Raw genomic sequence first — 18,131 nt, forward strand, 5'->3', positions numbered from 1 at the left:
ATTGAGTTGCGATTCACCTTTCAGGGGTGCGCGCTTTCGCTGCGCGGCGCCTGTCCATGGCGGCGCGAATATAGCTGGCGAACAGCAACTTTAGGCCGAGTGATGGCACCAACGCTCCTGCAATAATCCATGTGGTTCCCCACCATGATTCGCTTTTTCCGTCATCAATCAATGGCAGCCAGAGAAAGTTGCTGACAATCAGCCCGAAGAACCTTCCGGTGTTGGCTGGCAGCCTCCCGGCGCGAAACTCAAAGAAGAGGGTTAGGGCCATGTAGAAGATGAAGCTATAGAGGCCCATGATCCATGGGGTTGGCGGCACGCCACTACCGTAATTATTTACGAAGCGCACCTGGTAGGGATACTCAAAGATCATGATCCCTACGAGGATCAGCAGGGGAATGATCCGTAGGTACTCGCGGGCGAAGCGTTTGATCTTGTCTTCGTGTCGTAGCGCAATCTCGGCCATCCCCTCATAGAGAGGGTTGGCGACGTCTGTCGACCTGGGCTCATATTTGCCGAGTCGGGCTTGGGCGGCTCCTGCGAATGTCTCCTCTTTCGTGGCCCCGCGAATTCTCATCCCTTCACTATCGATGTACATTTCAATTTCTGCGACGAATCCTCGGATGCTTTCCGTGGCCAGTTCGGAATCGGCGGGGATCTGGACCCATTTTGGGGCTTCTCCGGGAAGGTTAAGTCGGCGTGTAAGGTTCACCCAGAAGAGGCGGCCAGATTCCATGTCGTGTACCACTCCGAGGACCGGGATTCGACTTTCTTTCCAGTCGTGATAGTGATCCTCTACGGGAATGGCATACCCATTGGCCCGCTTGTACTTCTTGCCGCTCTTGACCTGGATCGCGACTACGTGTCCTGTCCTACGGCCGTTGCGAGTCAGGAGCACATGCATGTCTTCGCCGTGATCGTTGCCACCGTCGATCTCCTGGACGATGTGCTCGTGGTCTTCAAGGAGGGTGCGTAGCGCGTTCACGCCTGCCCGCTCGACTCGCCGACTTGGTCGGACAGATGCCATGTGACCCCCTCCCTGGTCACCGACACCTTACTTAGCGCCACTGACGAGCGGGATGAGTTTGTGGAGTACCGGCTCGCCAACCTGAGCTTGATGACCACCAGGTGGGGAGACAGCGGGTCGTGCTCAGCTAGCCAATGAATAGGTAGGCGAAGAGGGCTTGACCCAGCCGACCTTCCATCCCGTGTACGAGAAGGTCTTGCCGGCCGAGGAGATGGTGACGGTGCGCTCGCGCATGCCGGGCAGGGCGGCGATCGGGTGGTGGGCGGCTGTGCCGAAGACCAGGTGCTCGTACACCTCGTCGGTGACCACCAACAGGTCGTGCTCGACGGCGAGTTCGGCGATGGTGGCGAGCTCGTCGGCGGTCAGCACGGTGCCGGTGGGGTTGTGCGGGGTGTTGATCAGCAGCAGCCGGGTGCGCGGGGTGATCAGCGCGCGCAGCTGGTCCAGGTCGGGGCGGAACGAGGGGGCCCGCAGGGTGAGCGGGCGGCGGGTCGCGCCGGCCATCGCGATGCAGGCGGCGTAGGAGTCGTAGAAGGGCTCGAACGCGATCACCTCGTCGCCCGGCTCCAGCAGGGCCAGCAGGGCGGCGGCGATCGCCTCGGTCGCGCCGGCGGTGACCAGCACCTCGGTGTCCGGGTCGTACGTCAGGCCGTGGAAGCGCTGCTGGTGCTCGGCGATGGCGGTGCGCAGCTCGGGGATCCCGGGGCCGGGCGGGTACTGGTTGCCGTGGCCCTCCCGCAACGCCCGCACCGCCGCCTCGCGGATCTCCTCCGGCCCGTCGGTGTCGGGGAACCCCTGTCCCAGGTTGATCGAGCCGGTGGCCGTGGCCAACGCGGACATCTCCGCGAAGATCGTCGTGCCCATCCCCGCCAACCTGCGGTTCAGCAGCGGCCTCGTACCCATCAGCGGCTCCTCACGGCTCGTCGTCAGGGCCATCCTCCAGGGTCGGGTGACGGACGCCAAGACCCGGCGCGGCGGGCGGGCGGGGCGGCGGCAAGATCCTTGACAGGCGGGTGTCTCGGGGTCAAAGTAAGTAAACATTCACTTTGGAGGTGTGTGATGGCTCGAACGAGCCAGCGGCCGGCGATCCATGCCGCGGCCCTCGCCTGTTTCGCCGAGCGGGGCTACGACGCGACGCGGACGCGGCACATCGCCGAGCGGGCCGGGGTTTCCGAGGCGGCGCTGTACCGGCACTACCCGTCGAAGGAGGCCATCGCCCGGGAGCTCTACACCGAGGCCGTGCAGGGGTACGCGCTGGCGCTCAGCGCCGTCGCGGACGGGCCGGGTACGGCGGTCGAGAGGCTGGCCGGCGTCGTGCGCGCGATGCTGGCGGCCTACCGCAGGCGGCCGCACGCGTTCCTGTTCGCCCTGTACAACACCGGCTCGCTGATGCCCCGGCTGCCCGAGGGCAGTGCCTACCCGCTGCACGTGATCGAGCGGTTGATCACGCAGGCGCAGCGGGAGGGGGAGGTCAGGGACGGGCCGGCCAACCTGCTGGCGGCCGTCTTCGCGGGCTGCGTCCTGCAGCCGATCACCGTCGCCACCCTGTCGCGGGCCGGAGCGCTGGACCTGCTCACCGGCACCGCGCACGACCACATCATCGAGGAGGCGGCACTCGCCGCCGTGAGGAGCCACCCCCGTGCCGTCGACGACCACTGACACCCGTCCCGGACGCCCGCGCCCCGGGCGCTTCTCGAGCCTGGTCAGCGGGCGCAACGCGCTGTTCGCCCTCGCCTGCTTCGCTGCCGTGATGACGGTGATGTTCGTCGCCACGACCCGCTTCTACGACGCGCACGGGGTCGGGATCCTCAACCTGCTCGGCGCCCGCAACGCCGCCGATCCCCGCAGCGGCGGCTACAGCGCCGACACCGCCTACAGCTGGCTCGGTGCGTACGGCGCCGACGGCCGCCGGGACCACCTGCTGATCCTGCTGCTCGACCTGCCGCTCATGACGTCCTTCGCCGCGTTCGCCTCGATCACCCTGCGCTGGGCGGTGCCCCGGGCCGGCCGCCGGCTGCGCACGGCCTTCGTCGTGGTGCCGCTCGCGGCCGTGGCCTTCAACCTGCTCGAAGACCTCGGTCTGACCGCCCTCCTGCTGAGCTACCCCACCCGCTTCGACGGGCTGGCCGTGGCGATCAGCACCGTCAACGGCCTGAAGTCGCTCTGCTACGCGGTCAGCCTGTTCGCCGTCGTCGGCACGGCCGGAGCCCGACTCCTCACCGTGCGCGGTCGGCGCTGCCGGCTCGCCGACCAGTCCTGAGCGCCGGGTCCGGGAGGAGCACGTCGGGAACACCCCGGCGCCACCCCGGCGGCGGCCGGGCGTCACCCGGGCAGCATCTCCCGGTACGCGACCCCGATCTCGGCGATGCTCCGGGCCAGGCCCGGGCCGCCGACCGTGGCGTAGCTGAGGACGAGCGCGGGAGGGCGGGTGGTGTCGGCGAGGGTGTAGAACCGCCCGCCGCGGACGAGCACGGACCGTGTCCGGGCGGCGCGGACGACCAGGTCCTCGTCGAGTTCGGCGGGCAGTTCGACGTACGCCTGCAGCCCGCCGTCGCCGCCGAGCATCCGGGCCCCCGGAAGGTGCTGCGAGGTCTCCTGCCGGACCACATCGCGGCGCTTGTGGAACTCGGCGCGCAGCCTGCGCTGGTGGCGGTCCAGGGCGCCGGTGTCGATGAAGTGGGCGAAGGCGAGCTGTTCGAGGCCCGAGCAGCCGATGTCCCAGCCGGCGCGCAAGTGCTCGATGGAGGCCATGAGTTCGGACGGGGCGGCGAGCCAGCCCAGTCGCAGGGCGGGGGCCAGGATCTTGCTGGCGCTGCCCGCGTACACCACCCGGTCGGGCGCCAGGATCTGCAACGCCGGCGGCTGGCCGGAACGGGGTGAATAGGCGTTGTCGTAGTCGTCCTCGACCACGTAGCCGTCCACCCCGCGGGCCCAGGCGATCAGGCTCTCGCGGCGCCCGGGGCTGAGGCGCGCGCCGGTGGGGAAGTGGTGACCGGGGGTGGTGAGGACGGCGCGGGCCCCGCTGCGTTCGAGCAGGTCGACGCGCAGGCCCTCGGCGTCCACGGGGATGCCGACCGGGCGCAGTCCGGCGCTGGCGATGAACTCCCACTCGCCCGGGTGGCCCGGGTCCTCCACGGCCAGCGTGCGGTGGCCGCGGTCGCTGAGGACCCGGCAGAGCAGGGCCAGTCCCTGGGCGAAGCCGGCGGTGACCATCAGGTCCTCGGGCCGGGTGCGGACGCCCCTGACCCGGCCGAGGTACCCGGCCAGGATGCGCCTGGTCAGCGGCACCCCGGCGGGCGGGGAGTAGCCGAGTTCGTGACGGTTGGCGTTGCTGAGCGCGGCGGTCACGCAGCGGATCCACTCCTTCCGGGGGAAGGCCAGGACGTTGGAGGTGCCGGTCCGCAGGTCCCAGGCGGCCTCGGTCGGGTCGTGGTCGGCGGTGAGGGCGGAGCCGGCCGGTGTCGCACCGTCGACGTCCGCGGCGACGGTCGTGCCCGAGCCCCGACGGGTCGTCAGGTAGCCCTCGGCGGAAAGCTGTTCGTACGCCTCCACCACGACGCTGCGCGACACCCCGAGGTCGTTGGCGAGCTGCCGGCTGGAAGGGATCCGGGTGCCGGGGCGGAGCGTACCGTCCTCGATGAGGCAGCGAACCGAGTTGCGCACCTGGACGGCCAGGGCCGGGCGCGAGGTGCGGTCAACGTTGAGGGCCAGATGCCAGGACAAGTGGTCTGCTCTCCGACTGTCGAAGTGGTATGGACCGAACATTCACACGTTTGGTGGACTCATGTCACACAGGCATTCGCCAGGCGCGGGAGGCGCAAGGGGGGAACGGATGCGCCGCCGGAGAGGCGGCCGGCGTTGGCGGATGCGGGGTCGGAATCAGTGCGCGGACGGCGCGTCGGCCCAGCCGAAGTCGTCCACCTGGCAGGGGACATGGGCCAGGCAGGTGAGAAGGGCTCACGCAACGTGCACAACTCATCAGTAACAAGTATGTCCGTTCGGGTGATCTCCACCAGCCTCCCGGCGGTGGACCAACTGAGGCTCTATCAGGCCCTCGCTCGTTCCCGTGAGCAGCACGACCTCTACCTGCTGGAGAGCCTGGACGGGCCGGACCAGGACCGGAACGCGACGGTCATCGGCTGGGGGCGCCTCGCGGAGCTGCGGGTCTTCGCGGACCGGGTGGAGCTGACGGCCGACGGAGGGATCGGGGCCGTCCTGGCCGCCGCCGTCTCGGCCGTCGCCGGTCCGGCCCGGACCGCGTCCGACGACACCCGGGCCCGGACCGCGTCCGGCGATACCCGGGTGTGGGACGTCGCGGGCCCGCAGCACGTGTGGCGCGTCCTGCGCGCCGCCCAGGCGGCGTTCACCGTCGACACCGAGGTGCCGACCGACACCTTCGCCTTCGGCTTCCTCACCACGCTGGCCTACGAGGCCGCCTGGGACATGGAGGAACTCCCGCGGAACCAGGCCGAGTCGGGCCTGCCGCGGTGCACGCTGACGCTGTTCCGGGACACCGTCTGGCACGACCTGCGCAGCGGCGCGGTGCGCCACCTGACCGCACGCGGAGAACACCTGCCGGCCGGCTCGGGAGGCCTGCCCCCGGAGGTCCTGGCCGAGGCGACGGCCTCCGGCCACGAGGCCGGCGTACCCGCCGCGCCGGCGCCGGTGTCCGTCCGGGACACCATGGACGAGGAGACGTTCGGCACCCTGGCGAAACGGTGCCTCGGCCACATCGAGGTGGGTGACAGCTACCAGATCCAGATCGGCCACCGCATCGAGGTCGAGACGCCGCTGACCCCGCTGGAGGTGTACCGGAGGCTGCGGCACCGCAACCCCTCTCCGTACATGTACCTCGCGCCCTGGGCCGGCGGCACCGTGATCGGTGCGAGCCCCGAGCTGTTCGTGCGGATCCAGGACGGCCGGATCTCGATGCGGCCGATCGCGGGCACCGCGCCGCGCGCGGCCGATCCCGCGCAGGACGCCCTGCGGGTGGACGAGTTGCGGGAGAGCGCCAAGGAACAGGCCGAGCACGTGATGCTGGTCGACCTGTGCCGCAACGACATCGGCCGGGTCTGCGTGCCCGGCACGCTGGCGGTCGACACGATGATGGAGGTCGAGCCGTTCGCCTACGTCCACCACCTGGTCTCCACCGTCTCGGGTGAGGTCAGGGCGGGGACGGACGTCTGGGCGGCGATCTGCGCGACCTTCCCGGCGGGCACCATGACGGGCGCACCCAAGCTGCGCGCCATGGAGATCATCAACGAGCTCGAACGCAGCCCCCGGGGCATCTACGCCGGGGCACTCGGACTGGTGGACGTGCGCGGCTTCGCGGTCCTCGCGCTGTGCATCCGCACCGCCGTCCACGACGGACGGCGGTACACCACGCAGGCCTCGGCGGGCGTGGTCGCGGATTCCGAGCCGGCCGCCGAATGGCGCGAGACGCTGGCCAAACTGAGCGCCACCCACTGGGCGCTGACCGGACAGGAGCTGCTGCCGTGAAGGTCTTGCTGGTCGACGCGTACGACAGCTTCAGCCACATCATCGACCAGTACCTGCTCACCCTCGGGGCGCGGACGGAGGTGGTCCGCTCGCGCACCCGATCGGTCGAACAGCTGCTGGCGGACCAGCCCGACGCGGTGGTCCTGGGGCCGGGCCCCGGCCACCCGGCCGCCTCGGGGCACGTCGATCTGGTGCACGCGTTCGCGGGCCGGGTGCCGCTGCTGGGCGTCTGCCTGGGGCACCAGGCGATCGGCCTGGCCTACGGCGGGCGGATCGCCGTCGCCAAACACCTGATGCACGGCAAGACCAGCCGGGTGGAGCACGACGGGGCGGGGGTGTTCACGGGCGTCCGCGCACCGCTGACCGTCACCCGCTACCACTCGCTGATCGTCACCGACCCGCTGCCGCCGGAACTGGAGGTGACGGCGACCTCGCTGGACGACGGCTACGTGATGGGCGTGCGGCACCGCACGCTCGACGTCGAGGGGGTCCAGTTCCACCCCGAGAGCGCCATGACCGAGGAGGGCCTGCGGCTCTTCGACAACTTCCTGGACCGGGTGCGCAGTCGGCTCGTCGCCCACTGACGCGGGCGCCGTCAGCGGCGGTGGTTCCGCCCCGGGTGGTTCCCACCCGCTCCGGAGTTGACCGCTCACGCGCAAGTGGCACCACGGGATGCCCGGGAATTGGCCACAGCCGGAACCGCACTTCCTCAATACCGTCGGACACGTCATCAGTTCCCAGGCGCAAAGGACCCGCATCATGGACCGGACCGGCACTCTCGACGTCTCCATCGACGACGGCCTGCTGGCACTGGTACCCGGTTACGTGCTCGGCCTGATCGCGGTGCCCGCGGTCGAGGTCGTCAAGGGGGCCGAGGCCGTCGACGCCCTGCTCACGGACGCCGAGGACGAGCTCCACCGGGCCCGACTGGGCAAGTCCGACGTCTCGGCGCTGCCCGCCATCGACGCCTGGCGCGAGGCCTACCGCACCGTCGGCGCCAACCCCAACCGCTTCCCCTGCGCCGCGGAGTCGCTGCTGCGCAGGGTGGCCAAGGGCGACCGGCTGCCGCGGATCAACTCGCTGGTGGACCTGTGCAACGGCGTCTCGCTCGGCAGCCGGCTGCCCGTCGCCTCGTGCGACGTCGGCGACATCACCGGCGAGCTGGCCGTCCGGCGGGCGCACGGCGACGAGCGGTACCTGCCGCTCGGGGCACCGGAGGCCGCGGAGCACCCCGAGCCGGGGGAGGTCGTCTACGCCGACGGCCTGGGACGCGCCCACTCGCGGCGCTGGAACTGGCGGCAGAGCGACGTCATCAAGACCGACGTCGGCCACCGCCGGCTGGTGATCACCGTCGAGGCGGTGCACGAGGGCGGCCGGGAGGACGTGGAACGGGCGCTGACCCGCCTCGCCGGGGCGCTCGACGGCCTCGGCGCCGAGCGCCGGCAGCCCCTGGTCCTGGATGCCTCCGTGCCGCGGGCCGAGCTGTTCGCCGCCGAGTCGGCCGCTTCCGTCAACTAGGGCCCCGTCCGGGCCCGGTGCGAGGCCGGCGCCAAGCCAATTCCAGGAGAAACCGAATGAAGCGCTCGATCCTGATCGTCTACCGGCCCGCCGCCGGCCGGTACCTGGCCCAGTTCCGCAACGTGGTCGCGGCCGCCGCCGAACTCGGCGTCCGGTCCGTCGTCCTGATGCCCACCGGGGAGCAGGCCCCCGAGACCGAGGGACTGCCGGTCCACCGGGCGGACCTGGAGTCCACCACCGCCTTCCGCGCCGCCGTGGACGCGATCGTGGCCGAGTACCCGATCGAGCGGATCTTCCCGCTGTTCGAGGGGGACGTGCTGCCGGCCGCCCGGGCCCGCCGGGACCACGCGATCCCTGGCCTGACGCCCGATCAGGCCATCAACTTCCGCGACAAGAACGTGATGCACACCCGGGCCGAGGAGCTCGGCGTCCGGGTCGCCCGCTCCTGCCGTCCCGACACCCTCGGAGTGGTCGAGGAGTTCGCCGACCGGGTCGGCTACCCGGTGGTCATCAAGCCGTACGCGGGCTGGGCCTGCGGCAGCACCTACCGGGTGGACGACCGGACCCGGCTGTCCGAGGTCTGGCAGGAGATGGGCGACGACCGGCACGAGTACCGGGTCGAGGAGTTCGTCCACGGGACCGAGTTCCACGTCGACTCGCTGCTGCGGGACGGCGAGGTGGTCTTCGAACAGCTCTCCCGGTACACCTACTCGGTGCTGGAGTACCGCGACGAGCCGGGCGGCACGATCTCCCGCAAGTACGACCTCACCCCGCCGGAACAGCGGATCCTGGAGCTCAACGCCACCGTGCTGCGCGGCTTCGGGATGCGCACCGGTGTCGCGCACGCGGAGTTCTTCCTGCTGGACGACGGCGAGGTGGTCTTCGGCGAGGTCGGCGCCCGGGCCGGCGGCGGATCGATCGTCCCGGCCGTCCAGGCCGGGCGCGGCATCAACCTGGCCGGCGAGTGGGCCCGGCTCGAACTCGACCCGGACCACCGGACGGACGCCCGCCTCGGCCCCGAGATCGGCACCGAGTACCTGACCTCCGGCAGGTACGGGCGGATCACCGACATCAGCACGCCGGAGGAGCTGAAGGCGCTCGACAAGGTGCTGGACGCGGACGTCTGGAAGAGCGTCGGCGAGGTCCTGGCCCCGCCGGTCGCCTCCAACGACGTGCTCGGCTGGTACGTCTGCGAGGGCACCGACTACGACGACGTGCTCGCACGCTTCAAGACCATCCGGGACTCCTTCCGGGTCGAGACCGAACAGGCCTGACGTCACGCCAGAGAGGAGGCCGGCCCGATGTGGCTGACCCGGTTCAAAGAACTGCCGCTCCCACTGCGGGTGCTCTTCCTGGCATCCTTCGTCAACCGGGCGGGGATGTTCGTCTTCCCGCTGCTGGCCGTCTACCTGGTGCGCGGCAAGCAGTTGAGCACCGCCGAGGCCGGCCTGCTGATCTCGATCGGCTCGACCGGCCTGCTGGTCGGCAGCGTCCTCAGCGGACCGCTGTGCGACCTGCGCGGGCGCCGCACCGCGCTGGTCACCGCGCTGCTCCTGAACGCGGCGGGCTACCTGGGCCTCGCGGTGTTCGACGGGCCGCCGTGGACGTACGCGGTGCTGCTGTTCGTCGCGCTGGTCGGGATGGGCATGTTCAGCCCGGCCGCCAACACCCTGATCGCCGACCTGGCCACCCCGGAGCAACGGCCGTTCTCGTACACGGTCAGCTACATCGGGAACAACCTGGGGATGGGCATCGGCCCGCTGCTGGGCGGGGTGGCCGCCGCGTACTCGTACCACGTGATGTTCGCGGTCAACATCCTGGTCGGCCTGCTGTGCACCGCCGTGATCTGGATCTGGGTGCCCCGCGACACCCGCACCGGCGGCACCGCGCCCAAGGCCGACAAGCGCTCCGGGCCGCTCGGCCACGGCCACGTGCTGTGGCTGGTGCTCGCGTCCTTCTTCTACGTGGCACCGCTGATCGGCCTGGAGTACGCGCTGCCGCTCGCCGTCACCACCGTGCTGAACGCCTCCGCCGGCCTGGTGGGCCTGGTCTACACGGTGAACAGCGTGGTCGTGGTCAGCCTCGGCCTGTTCGTCGAGAAGCGCATCCCCGCCTTCCGGACCAGGACCCTGCTGCTCATCGCCGGCGCGCTCTGGGCCCTCGGGCTCGGCATCCTCGACTTCGGGTTCTCGCTGGCCGCCGTGCTGCTCTCCACCGTGGTGTGGACGCTCGGCGAGATCATCGCCTCGGTCGTCGTCCCCACCTACATCGCGGACCACGTCGACGAGCGCCGGGTCGGTCGCTTCATGGCGCTCAACGGCTTCGTGCTGGGCCTGGCCCGGCTGGTCGTCCCGGTCGGCCTCGGCCTGGTCTGGGACGCCCACGGCACCCGGCCGGTGCTCCACACCATGCTGGTCACCCCGCTCGTCGGGATCGCCGTCTTCGCGCTGCTGCGCATCCGGGCCCCGGCCCAGGGCGCACCGGCCGGACCCGCAGCTTCCACCGAACCCGGACCGGCCGACGCCGTCCGCTCCGGAGCCTGACACCGCTTTCACCGAGTACGGCGCAACGCTCACACCCTGAGGAAGTGCTGATGTCCACCACCAAGTTCCTGCTGCCCGAGGACCGCATCCCCACCACCTGGTACAACGTGGTCTCGGATCTGCCCAAGCCGCTGCCGCCGATGCTGCACCCGGTCACCCGGGAGCCGGTCACCGAGGCCGACCTGGGGCCGCTGTTCCCGCCGGAGTTGATCGAGCAGGAGTTCAGCACCCGGACCGATGTCGACATCCCGGGTGCCGTCCTCGACGTCTACCGCCAGTGGCGACCGGCCCCCCTGGTCCGGGCCCGTCGACTGGAGCGGGCGCTGGACACCCCGGCGCGGATCTACTTCAAGTACGAGGGCGTCAGCCCGGCCGGCAGCCACAAGCCGAACACGGCCGTCCCGCAGGCGTACTACAACAAGAAGGCCGGAGTCGAGCGGCTCACCACCGAGACCGGCGCCGGACAGTGGGGCAGCTCGCTGGCCCTCGCCTGCTCGTACTTCGGCCTCGTCTGCGAGGTCTACATGGTCAAGGTGAGCTACCAGCAGAAGCCCTACCGGCGCGCTCTGATGGAGACCTTCGGCGCCACCGTCAACGCGAGCCCGAGCGAGCTCACCGCGTCCGGCCGGGCCGCGCTGGCCGCCGACCCGAACGCCACCGGCAGCCTCGGGCTGGCCATCTCCGAGGCCGCCGAAGCCGCGATCAACAGCGGCGGGAAGGCCAAGTACGCGCTCGGATCGGTGCTGAACCACGTCCTGATGCACCAGACCATCATCGGCCAGGAAGCCGTCCTGCAGATGGAGTTGGCGGAGGACTACCCGGACGTGGTGATCGGCGCCGCGGGCGGCGGCTCCAACTTCGGCGGGCTCGCCCTCCCGTTCCTGCGCGAGCAGCTGCGCGGCGGCCGCTCGGTCCGCGCCATCGCCGTCGAGCCGTCCTCCTGCCCCTCGCTGACCCAGGGCACCTACGAGTACGACTTCGGCGACACCGCGGGCCTGACCCCGCTCGCCAAGATGCACAGCCTCGGCCACGACTTCGTGCCGCCGAGCATCCACGCGGGCGGACTCCGCTACCACGGCATGTCCCCCATCGTCAGCGCGCTCAAGGACCTCGACTACCTGGAGGCCCGAGCCGTCCCGCAGACCGCCTGTTTCGAGGCCGGCGTCACCTTCGCCCGCAACGAGGGCATCGTGCCGGCCCCCGAGTCCACCCACGCGGTGCGGGTCGCCATCGACGAGGCGCTGGCCTGCCGGGAGAGCGGGGAGTCCAAGAGCATCCTGTTCACCCTCTCCGGGCACGGCCACTTCGACATGCAGGCGTACCTCGACTACTTCGCCGGCAAGCTCGAGGACTGACCGGCCCGGCGGGCAGGAGAGGACACCAGCCGCCTGCCGTCGCAGGTGGAGATCACCATCAGGGGGGGAAGTGCAAGCGCCATATCCGATCATCCTCGGCATATCCGGCTCCGAACGGGCCGGCGGCAACACTGACCTGGCACTCGACTACGCGGGCCGGCTGGTCCGCGAACGGGACGCCGAGTTCCGCACCATTCACCTGCGCGATCACCTCATCTCGCCGTGCAGCCCGTGCGGCGACTGCAACCTCCGGACGACACCCTGCGAGCTGCGGGACGACATGTCGGCGATCATCGAGAAGATGAAGGAGGCCGACGGCATCATCTACGCGGCGCCGGTGCACGGCTTCGGCCTGGCGCATCTGATGCAGATCTTCATCGAACGGGCCGGGGTCGGCTTCCTCCGGTTCGAGCGCCCGCTCGCCAACAAGGTCGGCGGCATCATCGTCACCGGCCGCCGGTACAGCGACGCCTCCGTGCACAACCAGATCGTCGACAACCTGCTGCTCAACCGCATGATCCTGGTCGGCAGCGGCTTCCCGGCGCTGCTCCACAACACCTCGCCGGAGCCCCAACTGCAGGACACCGAGGGACTGGAGGCGCTGGAGCGGATGGTCCACCGGATGGTCGACATGATCCACCTGCTGCGCAGCCACCAGGCCGCGACCGGGAAGCCCGCCCTGCCTCCGGACGACCGCAACGAACGCACCGCCCGCCCGCTGCGCCTGCTGGCCGGCGCGGGCGACACCCACTGAAGCACGGCGTGACGCACGACGTGGCGCACGGCGTGGCGCACGGCGTGGCGCACGGCGTGGCGCACGGCGTGACGCACGACGCGACACAAGACGTTCCGATCCACAACGCGTTGAGGAGACCCGTGACCAGCGAGACCGCCACCTTGGTCGGCATCGACTTCGACGACATCCCCTGGGAGAAGTGGACCAAGCCCGGTGCCGAAGGCCGGGTGAAGATCGCCTACACCCAGGGGCTCCGGATTCGGCTGATGGAGCTGCCGGCCGGCTTCGACGAGCACGAGTGGTGCCTGCGCGGCCACCACGGCTACGTGCTGCAAGGGGAGTTCACCATCCACTTCGACGACCGTTCGGTGCCCTGCCGCCCCGGCATGGGCTTCGTGATCCCCGACGGCGAGCGGCACCGCTCGCAGGGCTCGGAGGGCGAGCCGACCGTCGTGTACGTCATCGACCAGGTGGTGCCCACTCCGTGACCGAGAACCCCGGTCTCGACCAGGCCGCGCCGTCCCCGGACGGCGCGGCCCTGATCGACGAACTCCGACTGTCCATCGACTCGTTGGACCGGCAGATCATCGCCCTGTTGGCGGAACGCACCCACGTGGTGCGGACCCTGACCGAGTTCAAGCGCGACGAGGAGACGGTCCGCTCCCCGGCGCGGGTCGAGCAGGTCATCGCCAAGGTGCGCGGCCTGGCCGCCGAGCACGGGATGCCGGCCGACATCGCCGAGGCCACCTACCGCACCCTGATCGACGAACTGACCCGGATGCAGCTGGTCCGGCTGGAGGAGCGGCGGGCCGCCGAGCGCGGGGACGGCCCGTGACCCGCCGCCGGCCGGCCGATCTGCGCGGCGCGCTCGCCGCGCTCGACCTGATGCCCGGCGAACTGGTCCGGGTGCGGGAGGAGGTCCCGGCCCGGTTCGGGGTCTCCTCCCACTACGCGAAGTGGGCCGGGACCCCGGCGCCGCCGCCCACCGCTCCCGGCCCGGCCGTGCTCTTCGAGCAGGTCACCCCCGAGGCGGGCCGGGCCCGGGCCGTGCTGATGGGCCTGTACGGGACCCGGCGCCGGGCGGCGGCGCTGCTCGGCGCCCGGCCCGCCGAGCTGCCGTACCGGCTGCTGGACGCGGTGGCCGCGCCGGTGGCGCCGGTGCGCGCCGCCGACGAGGGCCGCTGGGCCCGCACCGCGTACCCGCCCGATCTGACCGCGTTGCCCGTGCCGGTGCTCACCGACGAGGACGCCGGACCGTACCTGACCCTCGGTGCCGTGCTCGCCACCGATCCCGAGACCGGGGTCCGGAACCTGTCGATCCACCGGATGTGCGTGCAGGGCCCCGACCTGCTCACCATCTGGATGGTGCCGGGCCGGGACCTGGAGCTCGCGTACCAGGCGGCGCTGCGCGCCGGACGGACCCTGCCGGTGGCGATCCACCTCGGCCTCGGACCGGCCGTGCTGCTCGCCTCCTGCTGCCCCACCTCGCTCGTCCCGACCGGGATGGACGAGCTGGCGGTGGCCGGAGCGCTGGCCGGCGCGCCGATCGAGCTGCTGCCCTGCAGGACGGTCGACGCCGAGTACATCGCGCACGCCGAGTACGTCCTGGAGGGCGAGCTGCTCCCGGACCGGCTGCCGGAGAACCCGGCCGGAGCGGCCGCCACCCCGGAGTTCCTCGGCTACCAGGGGCGGGCGCACCCCTCCCTGCCGACCATCAGGGTCACCGGGGTGTCCGCCCGTCGGGGCGCGATCCTCCAGGCCGTGTCCGGGCCCGGGCACGAGCAGTCGGTCCTGCTGGGCTTCGGCATGGAGGCCGCGGTCCTCGGCCGGCTGCGGCGGTACGGGGCTCCGATCCGGGCGGTGCACTGCCACACCGCCGGCGGCGGGCAGCTGATGGTGGTGCTCCAGTGGGAGCCGAAACAGTCCTCCGCCGACGACCAGGTGGTCCGCAACGCGTCGCAGACGGTCCTCGAGGACTTCCGGATGGCCAAGCTGGTCGTCTCGGTGGACGAGGACGTGGACCTGGAATCCGACCAGGACCTGTGGTGGGCGATGACCACCCGGCTGCAGGCGGACCGGGACCTGGTGGTGCTGCCGGACCGGGAGGGCTTCCCGCTCGATCCGACCCAGTCCGCCGAGTACTCCCCGGCGCTGTCGGCGGACGGCCGCACCGCCAAGGCCGTCTTCGACTGCACCGTCCCGTACGCGCAGCGGCACCGCTTCCGCCGCGCCCGGTTCACCGAGGTGCCGCAGCCTCCCGCACCGCCGACGCCAGCAGGTCCACGCCTTCGGTGATCCTGGCGGCGGGCAGCGCCGCGTACCCCATCAGGAAGGTGGGCTCGGTCGGCGGGCCCTGCACGAAGTACCCCGAGGCGGGGTATATCCGCACTCCCCGGGCCGCGGCCCGGCGGACGATCTCGTCCTCGGCCACCCCGCGCGCGTCGGCGAGCGTGACCAGGACGTGCAGGCCCGCCGCCGCGCCGGAGATCCGCACCCCGGCGCCGAAGTGCTCGTAGAGGCCGTCCAGCAGGCAGGCCCGGCGCTGCCGGTAGAGCCTGGTCATCCGGCTGACGTGGCGGCCGTACGCGCCGGTGGCGATGAAGTGGGCGAGTGCCTCCTGGGTGATCGTCGGAGTGAGCCGGTCGGTGATCCACTTGATGCCGAGGAAGGGCTGCACCAGGCGCGGCGGCAGGATCGCGTAGCCGATCCGCAGCGCGGGGAACACGGTCTTGCTGAAGCTGCCGACGTAGACCACGGTGTCGTGGTGCCGGGCGGCGGCCAGGGCGGGCAGCCGTTCGGAGGCGAAGGTGAACTCGTTGTGGTAGTCGTCCTCCAGGACGGTCGCGCCGCGCTGCCGCGCCCACGCCAGCAGGGCGTGCCGCCGGGCCTCGGACATGATGAAGCCGGTCGGGAACTGGTGCGAGGGCGTCACGTACACGAGCCGCACCCGGGCCGGGTCCTGGCCGTGCGCCCGGACGCGTTCGTCGATGTCCGCGACCCGCAGGCCCTCCTCGTCCACCGGGACGGGCACCACGGTGGCCGAGGAGGAACCGAAGACCTGGCGCAGCACGGTGTGGCTCGGGTCCTCGATCACCACCACGTCGCCGGGGCCCACCAGCAGGCGGACCAGGATGTCCAGCGCCTGGGTCGCGCCGCTGGTGACGAGGATGTGGTCCGGTGTGGCGTCCAGCGCCCTGCTCTGCCGGACCAGCGTGGCGATCTGCGCGCGCAGCGCGGGCGAGCCCTCGGCCGGGCCGTAGCCCAGCGCGGCGGCGTCCGCCCGGGCGTACGCCTCGTGCAGGGACTGCCGCCAGCGGGAGACCGGGAAGTTGGCGAGGGCCGGGGTGCCGTGCCGGAAGTCCAGCTCCGCGCCCGACTGGCGCATCGGTGGCGGCTCCCAGGGCTGCCACAGCGCGTCGCCGCCGTCGGTGGCCCGGGGCGGCTGGGGCGCGAGCGCCGTGCGGACGGGGCGGTGTTCGCGCCTGCGCGCGTCGTCGTGGGCGAGCTCGGCGATCCTGGTGCCGGAGCCGCGGCGGGCGGTCAGCAGACCGTGTGCGCGCAGGAGCTCGTACGCGCGCAGGACGACGGTCCGGGAGACGCCGAGTTGCTGGGCGAGTTCCCGGGAGGCGGGGACGGCCTCGCCGGGGCGCAGCCGGCCGGAGCCCACGAGCTCGGTGATCCCGTCGCACACCTGCTGCTGCAGCGGCGTCGAACTGTCCCGGTCCAGGACGATCAGCAGCTCCGACGATCCCACGGTTTCCCCTCCGCAGTCGCGCTCCCCCATGTGCGCCGAGTTTCGCACGGCTCGTGCGGGCGCGGGCGCGCGGAGCGCTGCCGGGTGACGTGAACGCGACTCCTCGCGGGGGCGGACGGCGGGGGCGGCGCCGACGGGGGCGGTGGGGCGGCGCCGGCGGTGCGGGGACGGCTACGGACGGCGGTGCGGGGACGGCTACGGCCCGCCACCGACGCGAGCGCGGTGGCGGGCCGTACCGGACGGCGCCCGGGGCGTTGCCGGGGCGCAGCCGTGGTGCCGGGGCGGGATCAGGCCTCGTCGGTGTCCTCGGGGGCCTCGCCGTCCTCGCCCTCGATCTCGTTCTGCAGGCCCAGGCGCTCGACGATCCACTGCTCGAAGCCGACCGCGGCCTGGGTCCAGTTGGCGGTGGTGGTCACGAAGTAGTCCAGGTTGACGCCGGTGCCGACGATCATCTGGGCCTCGCCGATCAGGCGGACCACGCCGTCCTCGTGGGTGTGGGTGTAGACCTTGGGCCAGAGGGTCTCGCGGTTCCACTCGTCGATCAGGTCGAGGATCTCGCCCTTCTTCTCGAGCGGGTAGGCGCGGTCGTAGAAGGCACGCACCGCGAAGAGCTCCTTCTGCTCGCCGCGGAACATGTAGTAGACGCGGAAGCCCTCCCAGGGGGCGGTGAGGTCGCCCTCCTCGTCCACGACGTGCTTGAGCTGCATCTGGTCGAGGAGCTGGGTGACCAGGCTCTGGTCCGGGACGATGATCGGCGGCGGACCGGCCGGTCCTCCGCCCTGGCCGCCGGGCCGGCCGCCCTGGGGCGCGCCGAAGGACGGGATGGACGACGGGTCGATGCTCATGGGGGTCCTCTTCCTCAGTGCACGTGGTGGCCGGCAATGAGAGGCCGCCCTTTCCACCTCCCATCCTGCCTCATCCGGGCGTCCGCTCACAGGGGCACCCGGGGGCGCGTCGATCTTCGTTCCGGCGCCGTTCGGGGGTGTTCGGAGGCGCTCGGGAGGTGATCGGGAAGGGTTCGGGAGGGGTCCGGACGGGGGCCGGGCGGGGCGTCGGTGACGGAGGGTGTCCGGGGCGGGGGCGCCGGTCGCGCGGCCGGGTCGGAGTGAGCCACGTCACGCGCCCGGCGCGCGGGTTCGCCTGCCGTCCGGGCCGGATGCGGTTAGCGTGCGACGGAACTCTCTTCGCACAAAGCCCGTTCCGTACGGGCAAGTTGAGAGGTTCCGAGTCGAGGGGGAAAGAGCATGGACGGAACGGTGACGGGGGAGGGCGCTTCGCTCGGGGCGCTGCTGCGGACCATCCGGCTGGACCGGGGGATGACGCAGGAGCGGCTGGGTGACGCGACCGGGTTGAGCGTGCGGTCGATCCGCGACCTGGAGCGGGGCGTGTCCTGCCCGCGGGTCTCGACGCTGCGGCTGCTGACCCAGACCTGGAACCTGCCGGAGGCGCAGGCGGCCGAGCTGCACCGGCTGGCGCGCAGCCGGCGGGACCGGTCGAGGCGGCGGCAGCGGAGGGGTGCGGCCGACTGAGTGAACCGGCGCGGGGCCGGGCCCGTCCGCCGTCCGCTCCCGCCGCTCCCGCCGCTCCCGCCCATCCGGCGCGGGGCCGCTCCCGCCCATCCGGCGCGGGGCCGCTCCCGCCCATCCGGCGCGGGGCCGCTCCCGTCCGCCGGGAACGGACGGGAGCGGCAGATCGGGAG

17 protein-coding genes and 1 pseudogene are annotated in these 18,131 nt (G+C 71.6%); 13 read left to right on the forward strand and 5 right to left on the reverse strand.

The genetic code is table 11. The features are described from left to right. Positions 1-13 precede the first annotated feature (13 nt). Both AB0Q99_RS26820 and AB0Q99_RS26825 read right to left on the reverse strand, forming a co-directional pair. Positions 14-1,027 (reverse strand): DUF4365 domain-containing protein, encoded by a 1,014-nt coding sequence (locus AB0Q99_RS26820; RefSeq protein WP_363575936.1) that lies wholly within the window; start codon positions 1,025-1,027, stop codon positions 14-16. A 159-nt stretch (positions 1,028-1,186) separates the two neighbouring features. Next, a pseudogene (locus AB0Q99_RS26825) lies at positions 1,187-1,930 on the reverse strand (aminotransferase class I/II-fold pyridoxal phosphate-dependent enzyme); the annotation flags it as partial. Between the two features lie 156 nt (positions 1,931-2,086). Here AB0Q99_RS26825 and AB0Q99_RS26830 point away from each other — a divergent pair. Together AB0Q99_RS26830 and AB0Q99_RS26835 are read left to right on the forward strand one after the other, a co-directional pair. Beyond that, the gene (locus AB0Q99_RS26830; protein WP_363575938.1) at positions 2,087-2,686 is read left to right on the forward strand and encodes a helix-turn-helix domain-containing protein; all 600 of its coding nucleotides are present in this window, start codon (positions 2,087-2,089) and stop codon (positions 2,684-2,686) included. Further along, on the forward strand, positions 2,667-3,287 hold the full coding sequence (locus AB0Q99_RS26835) for a hypothetical protein (RefSeq protein ID WP_363575940.1): 621 nt from the start codon (positions 2,667-2,669) through the stop codon (positions 3,285-3,287). Before AB0Q99_RS26830 ends, AB0Q99_RS26835 begins: the two co-directional genes overlap by 20 nt. 62 nt (positions 3,288-3,349) lie before the next feature. Here the strand turns inward: AB0Q99_RS26835 and AB0Q99_RS26840 are convergent, their stop codons facing one another. After that, positions 3,350-4,750 (reverse strand): PLP-dependent aminotransferase family protein, encoded by a 1,401-nt coding sequence (locus tag AB0Q99_RS26840; RefSeq protein ID WP_363575942.1) that lies wholly within the window; start codon positions 4,748-4,750, stop codon positions 3,350-3,352. 267 nt (positions 4,751-5,017) lie between these two features. Here AB0Q99_RS26840 and AB0Q99_RS26845 point away from each other — a divergent pair, with 267 nt between their 5' ends. The 10 genes from AB0Q99_RS26845 to AB0Q99_RS26890 all read left to right on the forward strand — a co-directional run bounded on the left by AB0Q99_RS26845 (position 5,018) and on the right by AB0Q99_RS26890 (position 14,973). After that, complete coding sequence (locus AB0Q99_RS26845) at positions 5,018-6,526, forward strand: anthranilate synthase component I family protein (protein ID WP_363575944.1); 1,509 nt, start codon at positions 5,018-5,020, stop codon at positions 6,524-6,526. Beyond that, positions 6,523-7,110, forward strand: a complete 588-nt coding sequence (locus AB0Q99_RS26850; RefSeq protein ID WP_363575946.1) for an aminodeoxychorismate/anthranilate synthase component II — start codon at positions 6,523-6,525, stop codon at positions 7,108-7,110. Before AB0Q99_RS26845 ends, AB0Q99_RS26850 begins: the two co-directional genes overlap by 4 nt. Before the next feature lie 175 nt (positions 7,111-7,285). Beyond that, positions 7,286-8,044, forward strand: coding sequence for a phenylalanine--tRNA ligase beta subunit-related protein (locus AB0Q99_RS26855; RefSeq protein ID WP_363575948.1), 759 nt, complete (start codon positions 7,286-7,288; stop codon positions 8,042-8,044). A gap of 56 nt (positions 8,045-8,100) precedes the next feature. Beyond that, complete coding sequence (locus tag AB0Q99_RS26860; RefSeq protein WP_363575950.1) at positions 8,101-9,318, forward strand: ATP-grasp domain-containing protein; 1,218 nt, start codon at positions 8,101-8,103, stop codon at positions 9,316-9,318. A gap of 27 nt (positions 9,319-9,345) precedes the next feature. Further along, a complete protein-coding gene (locus AB0Q99_RS26865) occupies positions 9,346-10,587 on the forward strand; it encodes an MFS transporter (RefSeq protein ID WP_363575952.1) in 1,242 nt (413 codons plus the stop codon). A 50-nt stretch (positions 10,588-10,637) separates the two neighbouring features. Next, complete coding sequence (locus AB0Q99_RS26870) at positions 10,638-11,942, forward strand: TrpB-like pyridoxal phosphate-dependent enzyme (RefSeq protein WP_363575954.1); 1,305 nt, start codon at positions 10,638-10,640, stop codon at positions 11,940-11,942. Positions 11,943-12,012: 70 nt separating this feature from the next. Continuing rightward, positions 12,013-12,696 (forward strand): flavodoxin family protein, encoded by a 684-nt coding sequence (locus tag AB0Q99_RS26875; RefSeq protein ID WP_363575956.1) that lies wholly within the window; start codon positions 12,013-12,015, stop codon positions 12,694-12,696. Between the two features lie 122 nt (positions 12,697-12,818). Further along, positions 12,819-13,166, forward strand: a complete 348-nt coding sequence (locus AB0Q99_RS26880) for a cupin domain-containing protein (RefSeq protein WP_363575958.1) — start codon at positions 12,819-12,821, stop codon at positions 13,164-13,166. Further along, on the forward strand, positions 13,163-13,513 hold the full coding sequence (locus tag AB0Q99_RS26885) for a chorismate mutase (RefSeq protein ID WP_363575960.1): 351 nt from the start codon (positions 13,163-13,165) through the stop codon (positions 13,511-13,513). The genes AB0Q99_RS26880 and AB0Q99_RS26885 overlap by 4 nt, the downstream gene beginning before the upstream one ends. Further along, on the forward strand, positions 13,510-14,973 hold the full coding sequence (locus tag AB0Q99_RS26890; RefSeq protein ID WP_363575962.1) for a UbiD family decarboxylase: 1,464 nt from the start codon (positions 13,510-13,512) through the stop codon (positions 14,971-14,973). Before AB0Q99_RS26885 ends, AB0Q99_RS26890 begins: the two co-directional genes overlap by 4 nt. Here AB0Q99_RS26890 and AB0Q99_RS26895 read toward each other — a convergent pair. Together AB0Q99_RS26895 and AB0Q99_RS26900 are read right to left on the reverse strand one after the other, a co-directional pair. Further along, the gene (locus tag AB0Q99_RS26895) at positions 14,915-16,432 is read right to left on the reverse strand and encodes a PLP-dependent aminotransferase family protein (protein ID WP_363575964.1); all 1,518 of its coding nucleotides are present in this window, start codon (positions 16,430-16,432) and stop codon (positions 14,915-14,917) included. The two genes, AB0Q99_RS26890 and AB0Q99_RS26895, sit on opposite strands and share 59 nt — an antisense overlap. 287 nt (positions 16,433-16,719) lie before the next feature. Next, complete coding sequence (locus AB0Q99_RS26900) at positions 16,720-17,277, reverse strand: YbjN domain-containing protein (RefSeq protein ID WP_363575966.1); 558 nt, start codon at positions 17,275-17,277, stop codon at positions 16,720-16,722. Between the two features lie 399 nt (positions 17,278-17,676). Between AB0Q99_RS26900 and AB0Q99_RS26905 the strand changes: the two genes are divergently transcribed. Next, on the forward strand, positions 17,677-17,961 hold the full coding sequence (locus tag AB0Q99_RS26905; protein WP_363575968.1) for a helix-turn-helix transcriptional regulator: 285 nt from the start codon (positions 17,677-17,679) through the stop codon (positions 17,959-17,961). Positions 17,962-18,131 lie beyond the last annotated feature (170 nt).

The organism is Kitasatospora sp. NPDC086791 (assembly GCF_040685975.1).
Lineage (GTDB): Bacteria > Actinomycetota > Actinomycetes > Streptomycetales > Streptomycetaceae > Kitasatospora.